18 protein-coding genes are annotated in these 18228 nt (G+C 71.1%); 9 read left to right on the forward strand and 9 right to left on the reverse strand.

Annotated features, from left to right (window positions below):
* Window positions 1–314: 314 nt before the first annotated feature.
* The 4 genes from V1633_RS22395 to V1633_RS22410 all read left to right on the forward strand — a co-directional run bounded on the left by V1633_RS22395 (window position 315) and on the right by V1633_RS22410 (window position 4084).
* Entirely contained in the window at window positions 315–1355 is a 1041-nt protein-coding gene (locus V1633_RS22395; RefSeq protein WP_331216342.1) for a glycosyltransferase family 2 protein, read from the forward strand.
* Window positions 1345–2481 carry a glycosyltransferase gene (locus V1633_RS22400; RefSeq protein ID WP_331216343.1) on the forward strand — a complete coding sequence of 379 codons (1137 nt, stop codon included), beginning with the start codon at window positions 1345–1347 and terminating at the stop codon, window positions 2479–2481. The genes V1633_RS22395 and V1633_RS22400 overlap by 11 nt, the downstream gene beginning before the upstream one ends.
* Before the next feature lie 242 nt (window positions 2482–2723).
* Window positions 2724–3482 carry a hypothetical protein gene (locus V1633_RS22405; protein WP_331216344.1) on the forward strand — a complete coding sequence of 253 codons (759 nt, stop codon included), beginning with the start codon at window positions 2724–2726 and terminating at the stop codon, window positions 3480–3482.
* Between the two features lie 32 nt (window positions 3483–3514).
* Entirely contained in the window at window positions 3515–4084 is a 570-nt protein-coding gene (locus V1633_RS22410; RefSeq protein ID WP_331216345.1) for a hypothetical protein, read from the forward strand.
* A 116-nt stretch (window positions 4085–4200) separates the two neighbouring features.
* Here V1633_RS22410 and rarD read toward each other — a convergent pair whose 3' ends face one another.
* The 5 genes from rarD to eccE form a co-directional block, all read right to left on the reverse strand.
* On the reverse strand, window positions 4201–5133 hold the full coding sequence (gene rarD, locus V1633_RS22415) for an EamA family transporter RarD (RefSeq protein WP_331216346.1): 933 nt from the start codon (window positions 5131–5133) through the stop codon (window positions 4201–4203).
* Window positions 5130–5627 (reverse strand): GNAT family N-acetyltransferase, encoded by a 498-nt coding sequence (locus V1633_RS22420; RefSeq protein WP_331216347.1) that lies wholly within the window; start codon window positions 5625–5627, stop codon window positions 5130–5132. Before V1633_RS22420 ends, rarD begins: the two co-directional genes overlap by 4 nt.
* A gap of 81 nt (window positions 5628–5708) precedes the next feature.
* Window positions 5709–6095, reverse strand: coding sequence for a phage holin family protein (locus V1633_RS22425; protein WP_331216348.1), 387 nt, complete (start codon window positions 6093–6095; stop codon window positions 5709–5711).
* A 205-nt stretch (window positions 6096–6300) separates the two neighbouring features.
* A complete protein-coding gene (locus V1633_RS22430) occupies window positions 6301–6729 on the reverse strand; it encodes a VOC family protein (protein ID WP_331216349.1) in 429 nt (142 codons plus the stop codon).
* A gap of 78 nt (window positions 6730–6807) precedes the next feature.
* Entirely contained in the window at window positions 6808–8679 is a 1872-nt protein-coding gene (gene eccE, locus V1633_RS22435; RefSeq protein WP_331216350.1) for a type VII secretion protein EccE, read from the reverse strand.
* Between the two features lie 100 nt (window positions 8680–8779).
* On the opposite strand from eccE, the gene eccB reads away from it, so the two are divergent.
* From eccB to V1633_RS22450, 3 genes are all read left to right on the forward strand, one after another.
* Window positions 8780–10180, forward strand: a complete 1401-nt coding sequence (gene eccB / locus V1633_RS22440) for a type VII secretion protein EccB (RefSeq protein ID WP_331216351.1) — start codon at window positions 8780–8782, stop codon at window positions 10178–10180.
* A 242-nt stretch (window positions 10181–10422) separates the two neighbouring features.
* A complete protein-coding gene (locus V1633_RS22445; protein ID WP_331216352.1) occupies window positions 10423–10740 on the forward strand; it encodes a WXG100 family type VII secretion target in 318 nt (105 codons plus the stop codon).
* A 24-nt stretch (window positions 10741–10764) separates the two neighbouring features.
* The gene (locus V1633_RS22450; protein WP_331216353.1) at window positions 10765–11058 is read left to right on the forward strand and encodes a WXG100 family type VII secretion target; all 294 of its coding nucleotides are present in this window, start codon (window positions 10765–10767) and stop codon (window positions 11056–11058) included.
* 359 nt (window positions 11059–11417) lie between these two features.
* On the opposite strand, the gene mycP is transcribed toward V1633_RS22450, so the two are convergent.
* Complete coding sequence (gene mycP, locus V1633_RS22455; RefSeq protein WP_331216354.1) at window positions 11418–12671, reverse strand: type VII secretion-associated serine protease mycosin; 1254 nt, start codon at window positions 12669–12671, stop codon at window positions 11418–11420.
* Between the two features lie 185 nt (window positions 12672–12856).
* Here mycP and V1633_RS22460 point away from each other — a divergent pair, with 185 nt between their 5' ends.
* Window positions 12857–15652, forward strand: coding sequence for an SseB family protein (locus V1633_RS22460; RefSeq protein ID WP_331216355.1), 2796 nt, complete (start codon window positions 12857–12859; stop codon window positions 15650–15652).
* Window positions 15649–16014 carry a hypothetical protein gene (locus V1633_RS22465; protein ID WP_331216380.1) on the forward strand — a complete coding sequence of 122 codons (366 nt, stop codon included), beginning with the start codon at window positions 15649–15651 and terminating at the stop codon, window positions 16012–16014. The genes V1633_RS22460 and V1633_RS22465 overlap by 4 nt, the downstream gene beginning before the upstream one ends.
* Before the next feature lie 87 nt (window positions 16015–16101).
* Here the strand turns inward: V1633_RS22465 and V1633_RS22470 are convergent, their stop codons facing one another.
* From V1633_RS22470 to V1633_RS22480, 3 genes are all read right to left on the reverse strand, one after another.
* Window positions 16102–17046: an alpha/beta fold hydrolase gene (locus V1633_RS22470; RefSeq protein ID WP_331216356.1), complete on the reverse strand. Its 945-nt coding sequence runs from the start codon at window positions 17044–17046 to the stop codon at window positions 16102–16104.
* A gap of 114 nt (window positions 17047–17160) precedes the next feature.
* Window positions 17161–17304 (reverse strand): hypothetical protein, encoded by a 144-nt coding sequence (locus tag V1633_RS22475; protein WP_331216357.1) that lies wholly within the window; start codon window positions 17302–17304, stop codon window positions 17161–17163.
* 188 nt (window positions 17305–17492) lie between these two features.
* Window positions 17493–18224 (reverse strand): hypothetical protein, encoded by a 732-nt coding sequence (locus V1633_RS22480; protein WP_331216358.1) that lies wholly within the window; start codon window positions 18222–18224, stop codon window positions 17493–17495.
* Window positions 18225–18228: the final 4 nt, after the last annotated feature.

Here is an 18228-nt window from a genome sequence, read left to right on the forward strand (position 1 = left end):
GGTGCGCGGTGTGCAACCCTGGCACGTCACCGTGGCGCCGTTCCTCCGTCGTACTGGCGACATGTTTGCTGTGGACTATATCCGCAGCTCAGCGAGGTTCACGTCACCCAATGGACACCCATTGGCAGGCTGCTGCTTCCGGGATGTACGTCTATTCGCCGCACAGAATCAACCTTCACGTCGCGGCCGGCCAATAGTGTTTCGAGGGCATTACGCAGCCCTCTCCCTCGACGCGTAACGGACCGCGCCGGTCGTCGTACGGGGCCGGTCAGGAAATTTACCCCTCGAATTCATGTCGGAGTTGGCAGGTCTTCATGTCCGCTACACCCAACGTCAGTGTGGTGATCCCGACCCGGTCCCGACCGGAGCTGGTGACCCGCGCGGTCCGCAGTGTGCTCGCCCAGACCGTCGACGACATCGAGGTCATCGTCGTGATCGACGGACCCGACGACATGACCCGCGAGGCGCTCACCGCCCTCGACGACCTCCGACTGCGGGTTGTCGCGCTGCCCGAGTCGCAGGGCGCCCCGAACGCCCGCAACGTGGGCGTACGGGAGGCGAGGGCGCCGTGGACGGCGTTGCTCGACGACGACGACGAGTGGCTGCCGGAGAAGCTCGCCGTCCAGCTGGAACTCGCCAAGGCCGCCCGGGTGCCGACGCCGATCGTCGCCAGCCGGCTGGTCAACCGTACGCCGCGTGCCGAGTTTGTCATCCCGCGTCGGCTGCCGGCCGCCGACGAGCCACTGAGCGAGTACCTCACGGTCCGGCGGGGCCTGTTCCACGGCGACGGCTTCATCCAGACCTCGACGATCCTGGCCCCGACCGAGCTGCTGCGCCGGGTGCCGTTCACCGTCGGTCTGCGGCGGCTGCAGGAACTCGACTGGACGTTGCGGGCGTTGAGCCACTCCGACGTCGATCTGGTCATCGCCGCCGAGCCGCTGGTCGTCTGGTATCAGGACGAGAACCGGCCCCGGATCAGCGACGGACTCTCCTGGGAGCACCAGCTGGAGTGGCTGCGGCGCACCCGTCCGCTGCTCACGCCGAGGGCGTACGCTGCGCTGACGATGAGCGTGATCAGCTCGATGGCGGCGCCGACCCGGAGCCCGAAGGCGTTCCGGACGCTGCTCGGCGAGGCCCGCCGGCACGGTCGGCCCGGGTTCATCGACTACCTGACCTTCCTGCAGATCTGGATGATCCCGCCGCAGCTGCGGCGTACGCTCCGGGACCTGGTGCTCAACCGTCGGCGGCAGGCCGCCGAGGCCAACTCCGGCTCCGGGGCCGACGTGGTGCCCGGGTTCGGGCCGGCGCCGGCGGACTGGCGTCCGGTGGGCGAAGCCGAGCGTGATGTCCGCTGACCGGACCCTGGTGATCTGGCGGAGTCACCTGCTCGCCGGTTCCGAGACCTTCGTCCGCAACCACGGTGCCGCGCTGACCCGGTGGCGTCCGGTCTATCTCGGCGCGGTCAAGGTCGACTCGGCCGTCGCCGCCGACAGCGACGTCATCGTCTATCCGGACACCGCCCTGGACCGGGGTGCGCTCCTGCAGCTGAAGCTGACCGGGAGCGGGTCCCGGCTGCGCGACCGGCTGGCCGCGTTGCGGCCGGCCGTGGTGCACGCCCATTTCGGCAACGACGGCTGGCTGGTCAGCCGGTCGGCCGCGCAGCTCGGCGTGCCGCTGGTGGTCACCCTGCACGGATACGACGTGACCCGGCTGCCCGGTGAGCCCGGCTGGCGCGGCGCCCGTTACCGACGGAACCTGCGGCAGATGTTCGAGCGGGCCAGCGTGATTCTCGCCGTCTCCGGGTTCATCCGGGACCGGGCGGTCGCACTCGGCGCCGATCCGGCAAAGATACGGGTGCACCACACCGGCGTACCGATCCCGCCACCGCCAGCACCGACGGAGAAGCGGTGGGATCTGCTCTTCGTCGGCCGGTTCGTGGCCAAGAAGGGCATCGACGACCTTGTCGAGGCGGTCGGCAGGCTCGACGTACCCCGGCCGCGGGTGCTGTTCGTCGGCACCGGGCCGCTGGAACAGCCGGTCCGCGAGCGGGCCGCCGCGCTCGGGCTGGACGCGACGTTCCTCGGCGCCCAGGACCCGGCCGAGGTGCGCCGGCACATGACCGAGTCGAAGGTCTTCGTCTCGCCCTCGAAGACCGCGCCGAACGGCGAGTCCGAGGGACTGCCGACGACGATCCTGGAAGCGGCGAGTCTGGGCGTGCCGGCCGTGTCGACGTACCACAGTGGAATTCCGGAGGCGGTGCGGCACGACGAGACCGGCCTGCTCGGCGCGGAGGGCGACCGGGCGGCCCTGACGGCCAACATCCGCCGGCTGCTCACCGACGACGACCTGCGGAGCCGGCTCGGTGAGCAGGCCCGGCACCATGTGGCGACGCACTTCGACCTAGCCACCCAGAGCGCCCGGCTGGAAGAGCTGTACGACGCCCTGCGCGCCGGCGTCACACCCACGTCCGACCCTCGTTGACCCGGTCCCGCCTGCCCGGATCCGACCCGCGCTGAATCGGGCTGCCTGCCCGGATCCGACCCTCGCTGAACCGGTACGGCCGTGGCGCCGGTACGGCCGTCGTGGCCGGGCAACCGGGCGGCGCGGCGGCCGGTTAACCGGTTGACCGGCCACGGCTGCCCCCGGTAGACACCTCCATCTGCGGTCCGGACCGGGTCGTGGACGTTCCTGGCAGGGAGAATTTCATGATCAGCATGTACACCGTGACTGAGCGGCCGGACCTCTGGAAGCGCAAAATCAATTCGCTGGACGTGTGGCCGGAGTACAACATGCACGGCAACGTGGCGGACCGGTTCTGGGACCTGCTGGACGACGAGTTCCCCGACTTCCAGTTCGTGCTCTACGACGAGGAGGCCGACGAGGTGGTCGCCGAGGGCCACACCGGCCCGTTCGGCTGGGACGGTGTCGACGCGCACCTGCCAGCCGGCTTCGACCCGGCGCTCGAACTGGTCTTCGCGCAGGGGCGGGCGGGTGCACCGGTGAACACGCTCTGCGCGCTGGCCGCCGAGATCCCGCGCGGCAACCGCAGCCGTGGGTTGGCCACCGAGATCCTCGGTGCGATGCGGACCATCGCCCAGCGGCAGGGGCTCACCCACCTGGTCGCGCCGGTCCGCCCCTCGTGGAAGGAGCGTTACCCGCTCACCCCGATCGAGCGCTACATCCAGTGGCGGCGGGAGGACGGGCTGCTGTTCGACCCGTGGATGCGGGTGCACGAGCGGCTCGGGGCCCGGGTCGCCGGTGCGCTGCCGGAGTCGTTCGGGATCACCGCCAAGGTCTCCGACTGGGAGTCGTGGACCGGGATGGTCTTCCCCGAGTCCGGCGAGTACGTCTTCCCCGAGTGTCTCGCCACGGTGTCGATCGACCGGGAGGCGGGCGTCGGGTCGTACTGGGAGCCGAACGTCTGGATGGTCCACCCGCCGGTGACCGCGGCTAGTGTGCCGTCCCGGAACTTGATCGTGTGAACCGTGGAGACCGGGAAGAGGGAGGTTCCGTCATGCTCTGGCCCGCGCTCCGGGTGCTCTCCCGCGGAGAGCTGACATCCGACCAGCTACGCCGACTGCTCGACATGCTCCAGCTCGACGACGCTCCTCGTGTCGAGGGGCCCGGAGCGGCGAAGAGTATCGCGCACCGTACCTTCGCCGACACCACTGGCACGCGTCTCGTCCTGGACCTCGCGCGCACCGGTGAGTCCGGCTGGGTGCTCGCGCTGTTCTTCGACGGCGAGCCGCCCTCGACCGATACCGTCGAAAATCACCGGAGACTGCTCCGCGACATCGTCGAACGACTCGGCCTCACCCTCATCGACATCGCCCCCGCCGCCACCGCCGACGAGGTGCACGTCCCGCCCCAGGAACCGGTCGGCGCGGTGGAGTCGAGCATCGGATACGCCTGGGACCTCCCGTACACCGACCTGGACCAACTCTGGATGCACGTCGGCCTGCGCAGGAACACCCCCAGGGTGGTGAAGGTGGTCAAGCTACGCGAGGTGATGGGCAGCCGGATCTGGTCCGTCGCCCCACCGGCCCTCCAACGCCAAGCCGAGTCCTTCCTCCAGGACACCTGAACCCAGCGGAACCAACTAGTCTCGTGCCTCGTCGTGCGGCACGCCGAGCCGCCGTGGCCGCGCCCTCCGCCGACGCGTCGCCCTGGCTGGCATCGATCCGGCCGGTCCGTTCCGCGTCAGCGGACGGCGGTCGCGGCGGCCGGCTCCGGGGTGGCGGCGAGCAGCGCGGCGCGGGACCGCCGCACCTGCCGGATCCCGTCCAGGGTGAAGACGACCAGGGCGAGCCAGACCAACGCGAACCCGGCCAGCCGGGCCGGCGGCATCGGCTCGTGGAAGACGAGTACGCCGAAGACGAGCTGGAGGATCGGGGCGAGGTACTGCAGGGTGCCCAACGCGGTCAGGGTGAGTCGGTTCGCCGCGCCGGCGAAGAGCAGCAGCGGGATGGCGGTGGCCGCCCCGGCCAGCATCAGCAGTGCGGTGTGTCCGGCCGAGACGTGTCCGAACGTGGAGTCGGAGTGCCAGACCAGCCAACCCAGGTAGGCCAGCGCGGGCAGTGCCAGTACGGCTGACTCGACGAACATGCCCTCGGCGGCGGGCAGCCCGAGTCGCTTCTTGACCAGGCTGTACCCGCCGAAGCTGAGCGCCAGGGTCAGCGCCAGGTACGGCAGTCGGCCGTAGTCGACGGTCAGCACCACCACCGCGAGCCCGCCGATGCCGAGCGCGACCCACTGCGCCGGCCGCAGCCGCTCACCCAGTGCGAAGACGCCGAGCAGGACCACGACCAGCGGGTTGATGAAGTAGCCGAGTGCGGTCTCCACCACCCGCTCGGAGTTGACGCCGTAGATGTAGGTGCCCCAGTTGACTCCGATCAGCGCGGCGGCGAGGGTGACCCCGGCGAGCGCGGCCGGTCGGCGGCGCAGGTTCAGCAGGAAACGCCAGTTACGGGCGGCCGCCAGCAGCAGGGCGACGAAGAGCACCGACCAGACCACCCGGTGCGCCAGGATCTCGATCGGGCCGGCCGGCTTGAGCAGCCGGATGTAGAGCGGGAAGAACCCCCACAGGCCGTACGCCCCGAGCCCGTAGAGATATCCGCGCCGTACCTGGTTCATAGCTCCACCGTAAGGGGCTCATCGCCGTCAGGCCCCTTTCCGGTGAGCGGCGTCACCTGCGCCTGGGGAAAGTGCTCCATCCACCGTTCGGGATTGACCACCGGCTGGAAGCCGAGTGGCCCGTACAGCCCGTGCGCGTCGTTGGTGGCGAGCAGGATCCGGCGCATCCGCAGCCCCGCCAGCTGGTCCCGGATCGCGCCGACGAGCCACCGGGCCAGTCCGCGCCCCCGCTCGGCCCGGTCGACGTAGACGTCGCAGAGCCAGGCGAAGGTGGCGCCGTCGGTGACCACCCGGGCGAACGCCACCTGGGCCTGGTCGTCGGGCCGGTACACCCCGTACACCCAGGAGCCCTCGATCGCCCGGAGCATCACGTCACGCGGCCGGTCGCGCGCCCAGTACGCGTCGGTGGAGAGCCAGTGGTGCACCCGGTCCACGTCCAGGCGGCCGGCGTCGTCGGAGATCTCGTAACCGTCGTCACGGGTCAGGGTCAGCACGTCCGCGACGGTATCGCCGTCCTGCCGGACAGCCCCGAGCCAATTCCCGACCAGTGGTCGCCGGATTCCGGTCGGGGCGACTCAGTCGCGGTCGAGGACCAGGCCGAGCAGCCAGGTGACCAGGCTGACGAAGAGCGCGCCGAGCACCGCCGCCGGCCAGAAGCCGTCCACGTCGAACGGCAGCGTCAACTGTTCGGCGATCGCGCCCGTGAGCATGAAGAGCAGCGCGTTCACCACCAGTGCGATCAGACCCAGGGTCAGCACGTACAGGCCGCAGCCGAGGGTCTTGATGATCGGCTGGAGGACCGCGTTGACCACGCCGAAGATGACCGCCACCAGGAGCAGGGTGCCGATCGCGCCGAGGATCGAGTCGGTGTTCAGGGTGATGCCCGGAATGACGAGCGTCGCGAGCCAGAAGGCCACGGCGGTGCTGACCAGCCGAATCAGAGGACCCTTCAGGAAATCCATGCGGGCGATGGTGTCACGAATTCCCCCTATCGAACGAGTCGGTCGCACGGTTCTTCCACGACTTCGCGAACCCGGGCGGAGTCACCGGGCCGACGGGACAGATCGATGATCGCGAAGACGCCGGCTCGCCCTGGCCGGCCAAACCCGTCGTGATCACCACCGCCAGGCGAGAGGATCGCCCGCCGCAGGGGACGGTTCCGCCGGCTCAGGCGACGAAGACGCAGAACGGGTGACCTGCCGGATCGGCGTACACCCGCAGGGGCTCGTCAGGGTCGTCGATGGCGTCCCGCAGCAGGCGACCGCCGAGGCGTAGCACCCGTTCGTGCTGCACCCGCAGTTCCTCGACCGACGCCACCGTCATGTCCAGGTGTAACTGCTGTGGCACCCCGGCCTGCGGCCAGGTCGACTCCGGCAGCTCGGCGACCTGCTGAAAGGCGATCTGGCGGGCGCCCTGCGGGGTGAGCAGCACGAGCCAGTCACGACCGCGTTCGTCCGGCTGTCCGGCCTCCGGCGGCTCGTCGCCGGGCCGGTAGACCAGGCCCAACAGCGACCGGTAGAACTCCGCCAGCGCCCTGGCGTCGGTGCAGTCGAGCACGGTCTGACACAGCGTCGGAACACTCTCCTGGTCGGCCATTGCGACAGTCTGTACGACGACGACCTGGAACGCATTCGGACAACACGGAAGGACGGACCGAGCCCGGCCCGGTACGGCTCAGAACCGGGCGGGTGGACCGATCAGCTGCTGCTCGATCGGGGTGGCGGAGAGCAGCGCCCAGCGCAGCACCCGCCGGTTGATCACGCCGACCATGTCGGACTGGATCCGGGTCAACCAGCTCGCCGAGTCACCGAGTCCGAGCGCCAGGCCGGCCAGCTGGGCCTCGTGCGGCCGCAGTGGCTGCAGCACCACCAGGTCGGCCCGGGAGACGGCGTCGACGTCTACCGGAGCCAACTCGTCGCGTACCACCAGGCTGGCCTGCCAACCCGGCCCGGGCTGGGAGTCGGCCGCGACCGGCCCGACGTCGACCACGACCAGCAGCGGCTGGAGCTGACTGCCGGGCGGACCGCCGACCGGCCGCCCCGGCGGAATGAGCGCGATCGGCGAGCCCGGCCCGCTGGCTCCCCGGACGAACGGTTCCCAGGCGCGCGGACGGGCGGTCTGCACGACGATCCGGGCACCGAGCGCCATCGCCCGCAACGTGATGAGCTGCGCGGCGCGTACCCCGCCGATCAGCACGACCCGGGTGGTCTCCGCCCGGAACAGCCGGGCGAGCACCGCCGAACCATGCCGGTTGGCGCCGATCATCAGGCCGGCCAGGCCGATCGGCAGGTCCAACGCGTCCACAGCGGACGCCGCCATCGTGGCGTCCGGGTTCGCGGCCAGCGGTCCGGCACCGAGCACACCCAGCGGCAGGGTGGCGGCCACCCCGTCGAGCTGTTCCCCGTCCAGCCGTCGGGCGCGGGCGTGCTGGGTCTGGAGCAGCCGACGCAGCGCCTGGACCGCGGTCGCCAACGCCGGGGCGGTGGTGGCGGCGAGTCGTACCGTCACGTCCACCCGGACCGTCTCGGAGCCGCCGCCCACCCACGGGCCGGCGCTGACCGAGACCGTGGTCGCGGTGGCCGGCAACGCCATCAGCCGGGGAATGAACCGGCGGCCGTTCTCGGTCCGCAGGTCCGGCCAACGCCGCAGCCGGAAGGTGGTCTGCACCAGGCCGCCGAGCTGCACACCCTGCCAGCTCTCCCGGCCCGGTTGCGCACCGTCGTGGTGGGCCAGCTCGGCGAGTACGTCGAGCGCCGCCCGCTCGCCCAACGCCCGACTCGGCACCGGCTTGAGTCGGCGGCTCACCTTGCGGACCGCGCTGGAGAGGGCGCGTCGCAGGTCCTCGTCGGACCAGCCGTCGGCCCGCAGCACCCGGACGGCCAGCAGGACCCGCTCGTGGCCGAGGAGTCGGCCGTCGGTGAGCTGACGGTACGAGTTCGCGGGGGTGCCGCCGCCGGCGCTCAGGGTCGGCGCGGGCCCACCGGCGATCAGCAGCTGGATCCGGGTCGGCGGGGTCTCCGCGCTCGCCGCCGGAAGCAGACTGGCCGGGGAGAGCAGGGTCTGCGGGCTGTCGGTCAGCATGCCGACCTGGTCGCCCAGTTCCAAGACGGCGGTCAGGCCGTAGGCGTCGCTGACGATGGCGGCGGCGTCTCCGGCCAGTTCGGCGGGTAGCACCGTGGCACCGGGATTGACCAGGTCGAGCAGTGCCTCCGGTGGCGCCGACGCGCGGAGGGTGCGCTGCCGGCCGGAGTAGCGCATGCCGATGCCGATCCACTCGAACAGCCAGCGGCGGCGCAGCCGGATCCAGGTGAGCAGCACCAGCACGAGGGCGGCCAGCACGGCACCGACCATCGCCAGCGCACCGTGGCCGAGGGCGGCGATGACCAGCGCCACCGCGACCTGCAGCGTGACGATCTGCCCAGCCCGTACGCCGAACGGGCCGGAACGGCCCGGAGTGGACGCCGCCGGTAGCGGCGCCGGTGCCGACCGGTCCAGTCGGTTGCCTCCGGTGGGCCGGGTCTTGTTGTCTGCCGCAGTTAGCGTCACCGCGATAGCCTCCCCTGAATGGGCGTCGCCGGTGGGCGTACCCCCCGCGATTCGCTCAGGGGCCTATCGTATGGGCCGGACAACCGGAGAGGGGGCCCGCATGCCGTCACGGCAGGACCAGTTGCATTCGTACCAGTTCATGGTCCAGCGGGTGGTGGGCGCGCTGGTGATGCGGGAGACCGACCCCGCGCAGTCGCCGTTCCGACGCGCGGCCGGTGCCACCCTGGCCAGTGTGCTGGTCGCGTTGATCGCGGTCGGTGGCGCGGTGGTGTACGGCCTGTTCGTCGGCGGTGGGGCCACCAAGTGGAAAGACCCGAACGTGGTCATCGTCGAGAAGGAGTCGGGCGCCCAGTACGTCTACTTCGAGGAAAAGCTGCGGCCGGTTGTCAACTACACGTCGGCGTTGCTGATCGTCGGCCAGGGCGGCCAGGCCAAGACGGTGTCGGTGTCACGCAAGTCCTTGGAGGGCGCGCCCCGTGGGGCCCCGCTGGGGATTCCGAACGCCCCCGACTCGGTGGCGCCGCGCAACCGGCTGATCACCAAGGAGTGGACGGTCTGCTCCGGGCCGCAGCCCGGCACGGGCGCGCAACCGGCGCAGTCGGCACTGCTGATCGGCAGCGCCGCGCCGGGCGGGACGACGATGGGGGAGGAGGCGCTGCTCGCCCTGCACCCGAGCGGATCCCTCTACCTCGTCTGGCACAACCGCCGGCACCTGATCCGGGACAAGCAGCCGGTTGTCAACGCGCTCGGCTGGAGTGGCCAGCGGCAGGTGCCGGTGGCACCGGCCCTGCTCAACGCGCTGCCCGCCGGAGCGGATCTGGCCCGGGTGCCGATCGCCCTGGCCGGCCAGCCGTCCCAGGTGGTGCCGGACGCCCGGATCGGGGACGTCTTCTACGTCGAACCGCCGGGCGGTGTGAAGCAGTACATGGTGGTCAAGAGCGACGGTCTGGCCACCATCACCGAGTTGCAGGCCAGTTTGCTGGTCGCCGGGCTCGGGCAGCAGGGCGACGTGGGCCGGATGTCTCCGGGCACGTACGCGAACACCACGAAGTCCGATGACCTGCTCCCGCCCGACGAGGGCGCGCCGCCGGCCACCATTCCGAAGATCGTGGCGTCGGAGAGCAGCGTGGTCTGCGCCGACGTCCAGGACGACAATGGGGTGAAACAGGTCAGGGTCGGTGCCGACCTGCCTGATCTGGCGAACACGACCCAGACCACCGCCCGGTCGCCGCAGGGCGCCGGACTCGCCGACCACGTCCTGGTGACGCCGGGCCGGGGCGTGGTGGTCGAGGCCGCCGCCGCTCCGGGCGCGACCGGCGGTGCCATCTCGGTCATCACCGACCTGGGCCAGCGGCACCCGGTGGCCAGCGCCGACGTGTTGGGCACGCTGGGATACGGCGGTGTGCGTCCGGTACGGATGCCGGCCAGCCTGGTGTCGTTGGTGCCGACCGGTGCGGCACTGGATCCGGAGGCGGCCCGGAACACGCCGGGGCAGCAATAACTGATAGCGCTCGAATAGGCTGTTCAGCGACGATGTCGACCGGATCGACGGTCGTGACGGTATGGGTTGTTCAACCGGCGGACAAGAGGGGGTACCCAAGTGTTGCCCTCGCCCGCTACCGTCAGCTACAGAACTGAATGCCGTGCCCGTGCCGAATCCGGCACGGCCAGGGCATGAGCCGGAAGGTCCGCAGTGGACCGTCCGGAAGAAGGAACTAGTCAAGGAAGCGGGGTGACGTCGGGGTGTCCCAGACGCAGGCAGAAGCCGCAGTGATGCAGCAGACCGCCCAGAAGTTCGAGCAGGTCGACCAGTCGCTGCAGAGCATGCTCAGCAGCCTGATGGGCCAGCTCGAGGTGCTGCAGAGCGCGTGGCGTGGTGCTGGTGGCCGCTCGTTCGAGCAGGTCAAGCAGCAGTGGGCACAGCACCAGGAGCAGATGCACCGTGCGCTCCGCGAAACCGCGGGCGCCATCCGTACGTCCGGCCAGCAGTACGACGCGTCGGACAGCGAGGCGTCCAGCCGGATGTCCGCTACCAACACCGGCATCACGCTGCCGCTCTGATCTCACTGGGGAGGGAAGATTCCGATGGGTGACGGCCTTCTTGTCGTCAATTTCGCCGCGATGCAGCAGGCAAGCGCGGACATCCAGAAGGCGATGAACACGCTCGACTCGCAGCTGGACCAGCTCGAGTCGGACGCGGCGCCGCTCGTCTCGACCTGGGAAGGCGAGGCGCAGCAGGCGTACCAGGTGCGCCAGGCCAAGTGGCGTCAGTCGCAGCAGGAACTGTCCAACATGCTGCGCGACATCAAGATGGCGCTCGACGAGTCCGCGCAGGACTACCTGAGCACCGAGAAGAAGAACACCGGCCTGTTCCAGTAAGGGACAGGGGGGCGGTACGAACCGACCGAGGATGCCCCGGGGGCCGCGCATCTCGCGCCGCACCCCCGGGGCACCTGTCGTTTCGGCCCGCCCGCTACGACGGCCTGTCCATGACGACGGCCTGTCGATCAGGATGACCTGTCGATCACGATGACCTGAACATGACGACGGCCTGTCCAGCACGACGGCCTGTCCAGCGCGGCGCTCTGTCCAGCATGGCGCGTGCTGTCCGCGCGGCGGCATGGCGATGCGCGGGATCGGCTGGCCCGCCAGGTGGACTGCTGGCCGCCAGGTCGGCCGGCCGCGTTGTCCGGGCACGGCGCGTCGGCTCGTACCGAGCTACGTCGGCTCGTACCGAGCTACGCCGGGTCGGCTGACTGCGTCGTCGGGGCGGCCGGCCGCCAGCCACGGCGGATGCCACGCGGCACCACCACCGCCAGCAACAGCGCCAACCCGGCGACCGTGCCGGCCAGTCCGGCGACCCAGAGTGCACGCTCCTGCGCGACCGAACGCCGCTCGGCCCGAGCCAGCTCCAGCGGGTCCTCCGCGTGCGGCGGCAGCCCGCCAACCGCCGGTCGACCGGCCGGCGGCGCGGTGTCGGTGACCGCCCGGTACGGGTTGAGCACTCCCGCGCCGAAGGTGTCCTGGTTGCCGCCCGACGGGTCCGCTGTCGCCACGAGCCGCTCGGCCACCTGGCGGGCGCTCAGGTTCGGCAGGTACTCCCGGATCAGGGCTGCGGTGGCCGCCACGTACGGGGCGGCGAAGCTGGTGCCGTTGTCGATCTTGTGCCCTCGTTCCGGTGTCGCTATCGTCACGTTGCCGCCGGGGGCGACGAGGTCGACCCAGTCACCACGCTGCGAGAATGGCGAGATCTTGCCGTCGTCGCCGATCGACCCGACCCCGATGACCCCCTCGTAGGCGGCCGGGTACGGCCGAGGGTTTCCCTTGTCGAAGTTGTTGCCGGCGGCGGCCACCACCACCACGTCCTCCGCCAGCGCGTACTCGATCGCGGCGCGGAGCAGTGGGTCGTCGCGGTGGAAGGTGACCGAGAGGTTGATCACGTCGGCGCCGTTCTGCACCGCCCACCGGATGGACTCGGCGAACGTGGGAGTGGTGACCGTGCGGCCGGTCTCCTCCCCGCCGTCGACCTGACGCCGTTCGCTGACCCGCACCGGGAGGATCTTCGCGTCCGGGGCGAGGCCGCGCAGACCCATCCCGTCGATCGCTTTCGCCGCGATGATGCTCGCCACGCCGGTGCCGTGTCCCACACAGTCCCGGCTGCCGTCGAGGCCGACGTCCAGGTAGTCCCGGCCCGGCTGGATCTTGCCTCTCAACTGCGGGTTCGTCTTGTCGACCCCGGAGTCGATGACGGCGATCGTGATGCCCTTGCCGGTGGCCAGCGGGGCCAGCCGGTCCGGGGCGTACCGCTGCTGGGCCCAGGGCACCACGCTGCTCGGTCGGGGTGGCTGCTCATTGCTGTCACAGCCCGGCAGGGCACGCAGGGCCGTCGGGGGCAGCAGGGGAGCCGCGACCGCCGGCCCGGTGGAGATGAGCGGTACCGACACCGCGATGACAGCGCCCACCAGGGTGAGTCGTATTCTCCGGCCAGGCATCACTTGCCTCCGAATCGGTTCGGTCCGCCAGTGGGTCGGTTCGCCATCGGTTCGGGTCCGCCCACCGGATGCTATCGGTGGATCGCCGAGCGCGGGATCCACCGCCAGCCAACCATTGTGATCTTGGACCTACCTTGTAGGTTGTACGCGATGCTTATGGCCTGTTCGGCGAAGTGGAGGTGGCCGTGACGGAATGGGAGGCGGCCACCGAGACCGAAGCCGCGATGCGGGACGCGCTCCGGGCAGGTGACCAGGAACTCTACTTCCGCATGCTCGCCCGTACCGATCTGCTGCTGCCGGTCTCCGCCGACGCGCTCGCTGGTCGCGCCCCGATGGGCTGGGGCACCTGGACCACCGGCGGCCGTACGCACGTGCTGGCCTTCACCTCCGCCACCTCCTTGCAGGCGTGTCTGGCCGAGAGCGCCGGTTCATTCCGACGTACGGCGTATACGGAACTGGCGGGCGCTTGGCCGAACCCGGAATGGTGGCTGGCCGTCAATCCGGGGCTTCCGATCGAGGGATACCTGCCCGCGTGGTTCGTTTCCCAACTCGGTCGGGGCGACGTCCGACTGCCGGGCCGGACCCGGGCCCGGATGGAACAGGTCGAGCGGGTCGCCCGGGCCCGGGCCACCGCGGCGGTACCCCGGCGGACGCCGGGGGGAGGGCCGACGCTCGCCGATCGGCCCCTCGGACCGGCCGGCTCGTTCCCGCCGCCGGCCCAGCCCACACACCCGCTCCGCGCGCCCGACGTGCCGCAGCCGTTCCGTTCGGCCGAGGTGCCGCAGTCGCTTCAGGCACCCGAGGTGCCGCAGTCGTTCCGTTCGGCCGAGGTGCCGCAGTCGCTTCAGGCACCCGAGGTGCCGCAGCCGTTCCGGGCGCCGGACGTGCCGCCAGCGTCGGTCGACCCGGTTCCTGCGGCCGTGGCCAACCAGGCCACCACCGTGCCGGTGATCGCCCCGAGGTCGGCTCCCGGTGACCGGAACGGCCAGCAGAACCCGCAGGCTCCGGGGGAAGCCACGGTCGGCTGGATGACACCGGTACGCCGTACGCAGCCCACTGAGCCGACAGGAGCCGGCAACGGCGTACCGACAGCTCCCGAGACGGCGCTGTCGTCGGGCCTGACCGCCCCGGTCGGGCCGACCAACGTCACCCCCGCACCGGTCGCCGCCGCCGAGCCGCCGACCCCGGTCGAGCCGGTGTCGCGCGCCGGATCAGCCGGCAGCGAGGCAGATCTGCCCCCCGCGTGGTACGCGTCACCGGATCCGTCCAGGCCGGCGGAGTCGCCCCCCACGTCCACGTTCGCCGGATCCGCCGAGCAGACCAGCGACTCAACGGTGGATTCGGGGAGATCGCCCGATCTGTCGCTCTTCACCCCGGTCCCCCGGCGGCCCGCCGAGGACGTCAGCGTGGATCAGCCCGGCCAGCCGTGGCCGGGTGCCAGTTCGGAACAGCTCACCCAGGCCTGGCCGGTCGGCGGAGCAGAGCAGGCGACGCCGGAGTGGTCCGTGGCCGGCTCGGAGCAGCTCACCCAGGCCTGGTCGGTCGGGGTGCCGGAGCAGGCCTCGCCGACGTGGTCCGCTGCCGGCTCCGAGCAGCCGACCGAGGCGTGGACAGGTGGTGATGCCGCCGCCCAGCCGACCGAGGTGTGGACGACCGGTGATGCCGCCGCCCAGCCGACCGAGGCGTGGACAGGTGGTGATGCCGCCGCCCAGCCGACCGAGGTGTGGACGACCGGCGGTGCGGAGCGGCCCGCCCCGGCGCGGTCCGTCACCGGTGCGGAGCAGCTCACTCGGGCGGCCTGGGCGACCGGGAGCGCGGAACAGGCCACCGAGTCATGGTCAGGCGCCGGAACGGCCGCTCCGCCGACCACGGCACCGGAGACGAACGGCGCGGCGGTGCCGGCACCGGAAGCGGACCCTACGACAGCCACCGGCCCGGACACCGCAGCCCTGCCGGACACCGGCGCGGGTACTCCGGATCCGGCTCCGACCCGACAGCTTCCCGTCGACTTCGTACCCGCCAACGACGTCGAGCGGAGCCTGCTCGACGCGGCGGGCGGCGGCAGCACGGACACGTTCCTCTCCACCCTGTTGCTCGCCAAGGTGCTGCTTCCGGTCGCCTACACGTCGGCCACCGACAGCCGGCCGGGCGACGACGGCTTCGAATGGCGTACCGAGGCGCTCGACGGTGAGACGTACGTCGTGGTCTTCACCTCACCCGAGCGGCTCGCCGACCACCTGCCGACCTCGGTGCAGACGGTCGAGGTGAAGTTCGTCCAGCTCATCCGTCGCTGGCCGGACGAGGCGTGGTCGTTCGCCGTCAACCCGGGTACACCGGTCGGCGCCAAGCTTCCGGGCAGCGAGATCGTCGCCCTGGCGAACTGGGCCGCCGAGGTCGGGCTCGGCGACGACCCGGACAGCGCCGAGCCGGCACCGACGGCACCGGCCGAGGAGGAGACGCCACGGTCGACGTACGCGCCGGCTCGGGAGGACCCGGGACGGCCGACGATGATGCAGAAGGCGATCGCCCCGAGCCAGCTCGCCTACTACCTCGACCGGGGCTACGACCGGGTCTCCGGTTTTGTGCAACGGGCCAACGAGGTCGCGCACCTGCGTACCCCGACGAAGCTGTACGCCGCGCTCGGCCTCGGCTACCCCAACTCGCCGTTTTCCCGGGACGCCGACGAGGTGTACGTCCTGCGCTGGCCGGCGCACCGGCCCAGCCTCTACCGCATCCCGTACGGCGGGCAGAACGAGGCGGCGATGCGGGCGATGGAGGGCTGGGTGATCGAGCGTCCGCCCTTCCGTGGCAACGGATTCGCCCCCGGCGAGAGCAGCGACGTGGTGGCCGAGTTCAAGGTGGACAGCGTGCGGTTGCCACACGGCGCGCAGCTGTGGCGGATCGGCGCCGACGGCAGTGAACGCCTGGTCGCCACCCTCGACTGCGACCAGCCGCTCTGGCGTCGGACCGGGGAGGACTGATGCGGGACGGCTATGCCGCCCAGTGGCGGGGACGGGAGTACGAGGCCAGCCCGGACGGTGACGACGTACGGCTCTACCAGACGGAGCCGGGCGAAGGGTTCACCGAGGTCCGGGCGGGACGATTCGTCCGGGTGGTGCCGGCCGCCGAGGTCGACGACCTGGCGTACGTCCGGACCAGGTGCACCTGGCAGGGGCAGCCGTTCATCGTGCTGGCCCGACACGAGAACTGGCTGCGCGTCGAGTACACCGGTGGGCGGTGGCCGGTCGCCGAGGCGATGGGCCTGGAGGCGTTCGACTTCGGCGTCTACCAGGGTTGGGCACCCGCGGCGGAGGTCACCGACCTGCGCGAACACCGCGCCTGACGTAGTACCCGCGGCTGCGCCGACACCCCGCCCGAGCCGGTGTCGCAGCTGGCCGGCGTCGCCGTGGCGCCGGTCGGTGGGTGGCGGTCAGGACTTGGCCCAGCGGAGCACCTCGCCGAGCACCAGGTCGGTCGCCTCGACGTGCGGAAAGTGCCCGACGTCGTCGAGCAGCCGCCACTCGTACTGGGCGGAGACATACCGGCTGGAGCCCTGGGCGGTACGCGGCAGGGACGCCTGGTCGAGCGCACCGTGCAGTTGCAGGGTCGGCGTGACCAGCGGCTGCTGCATCAGCTTGACGAACCGGTAACCGTGCAGTCGCAGTACCGAGCGGAACGCCCACCGGTAGCCCTCCATCGCGCAGAAGGCCGCCTGCGGGATCTGCATCGCCTCCCGACAGCGGTCCGCGTACGCCTCGAAGCCGGGGCTGTCGACCCAGCGGGGGCCACCCCAGCGGCGTAGGAAGTAGCCGACCAGCGCCGCGTCGTCCCGGGTGAGCACGTGTTCGTACCGGGGGATCTGGAACTTCAGCGCCGGTGTCGCGGCGGCGAACTGGCCGCGCGGATCGGCGAAGATGCCGGCCCGCAACCGCAGCGGATGCGGTGCGGCGAGCACCACCAGCCGGCGTACCAGGCTCGGATGGAAGGCGGCGGCGGTCCAGCCGATCATGCCACCGGCCCCCGACCCGACCAGTACCGCCGACCGCTCGCCGAGCGCCCGGATCAGCCCGGCGACGTCGGCGGCGAGGGTGTAGCCGTCGTACCCGCGGGGCGGCTTGTCACTCGCGCCGTACCCCCGCAGGTCGACCGCGACGGCTCGGTAGCCGGCGTCGGCGACCGCCGGCAGCATCTCGTGCCAGGCCCACCAGTGTTCCGGGAAGCCGTGCAGGAACAGCACCAGCGGCCCGGTGCCGACCTCGACCACGTGGAACCGACTGCCGTTCGCCCCGACGAAACGGTGGGTCCACGGCCCCTCGACCAGCACGCAGGACTCGTCCACCACCGGTTTCCGGCCACCCGCGCTCCGCTCGCTCATGTTCGACAGCCTAGGCCCAACCCTGGTCGACGCCGCTGGTGCGACCGATGGTTCAGGGAATCGTCGGGGAATTCACCCCGGTCCGGGGCGGGCGGGTCAGGGGGCGAGCAGCTCCTACGACGACGTCTGCCCGGCCAGCCACCGGGCGGCGAGATCGGCGACGACCGCTCCGCCCCGGTCGTTCAGATGGATGTGGTCGACCAGCGGTTCGCGTCCGCCGTCGTGGGTGACCTCGTCCCAGCTCCAGTCGATCCCCATGGTGGCGGCGCTCTTTACCGACGCGGCGGATGGCGGCACACCGGGTGGCGACGGGCTGGCGCGGCGGCTCCTGACAATCGGCGTCCGGCTGGTATCCGTCGTAGTCGTTCCAGTGTGGGGACTGGGTCATCAGTTCCTTCCAACTCGGCCGGATCGCCTTGGTCTCCTGGCGGACGAGTTCGCCCGGCTCATCCGGTCACCAGTAGGGAATCCGCCCTCCTGGATCGTGGGACCTTGTTCGGGCGGATCAGGACGGTGCCGTAGGTGACGATCCACACGACCCACAGCAGCCAGCCGACCAGGCCGAGAAGGCCGAGAGGACCCGCTCGGTCGACGACCAGCGGCGCGAGGGTGGCCGACGTGAACAGCAGTGCCGCGGACAGCAGCCCCAACGTGCCGTGCCACCGTCGGATGAGGTCGGCGCGCCGGCCGGCGATGGAGAGCCCGATCAGGGCGAGGGCCAGGAACGTGCCGTTGAGGGTGAACAGACAGTCGTGGAGCGACCACAGCATCCCCGTCGTGCCGGCGTCATCGGTGGTCGACGACGCCAGCGCGAGGCGGATCGCGACAACCGCGGCGAAGGTGGCGTTCTGGAGCACCAGGCCGGCGAATCCGAGCAGTGACCACGCCTCGCCCCGGTCACGCTCCGACTGCCACAGCGCGGCGACCGCACCCGCGCCGAAGAGCGTGGCCATGATCCAGGCGGCGGGGGTGAGGGCGGTGGTGAGACCCACGATCCGGGTCCGGTCGCTGAAGAACGCGTTGACCTCGTCGATGCCGGCGCCGGTCTGTGGTAGGCCCGCGGGTACGGCGATCAGGTTGGCCACCACGATCATGGTGGCGAAGCCGATTGCGGCGATGCCGCTGAGCCGGTGGAAGCCGATGCTCGACGGTACTGCGAACTTGGCTTTACTTGACATGTAT

Source organism: Plantactinospora sonchi, assembly GCF_036422035.1.
GTDB classification, from domain to species: Bacteria; Actinomycetota; Actinomycetes; order Mycobacteriales; family Micromonosporaceae; genus Plantactinospora; species Plantactinospora sonchi.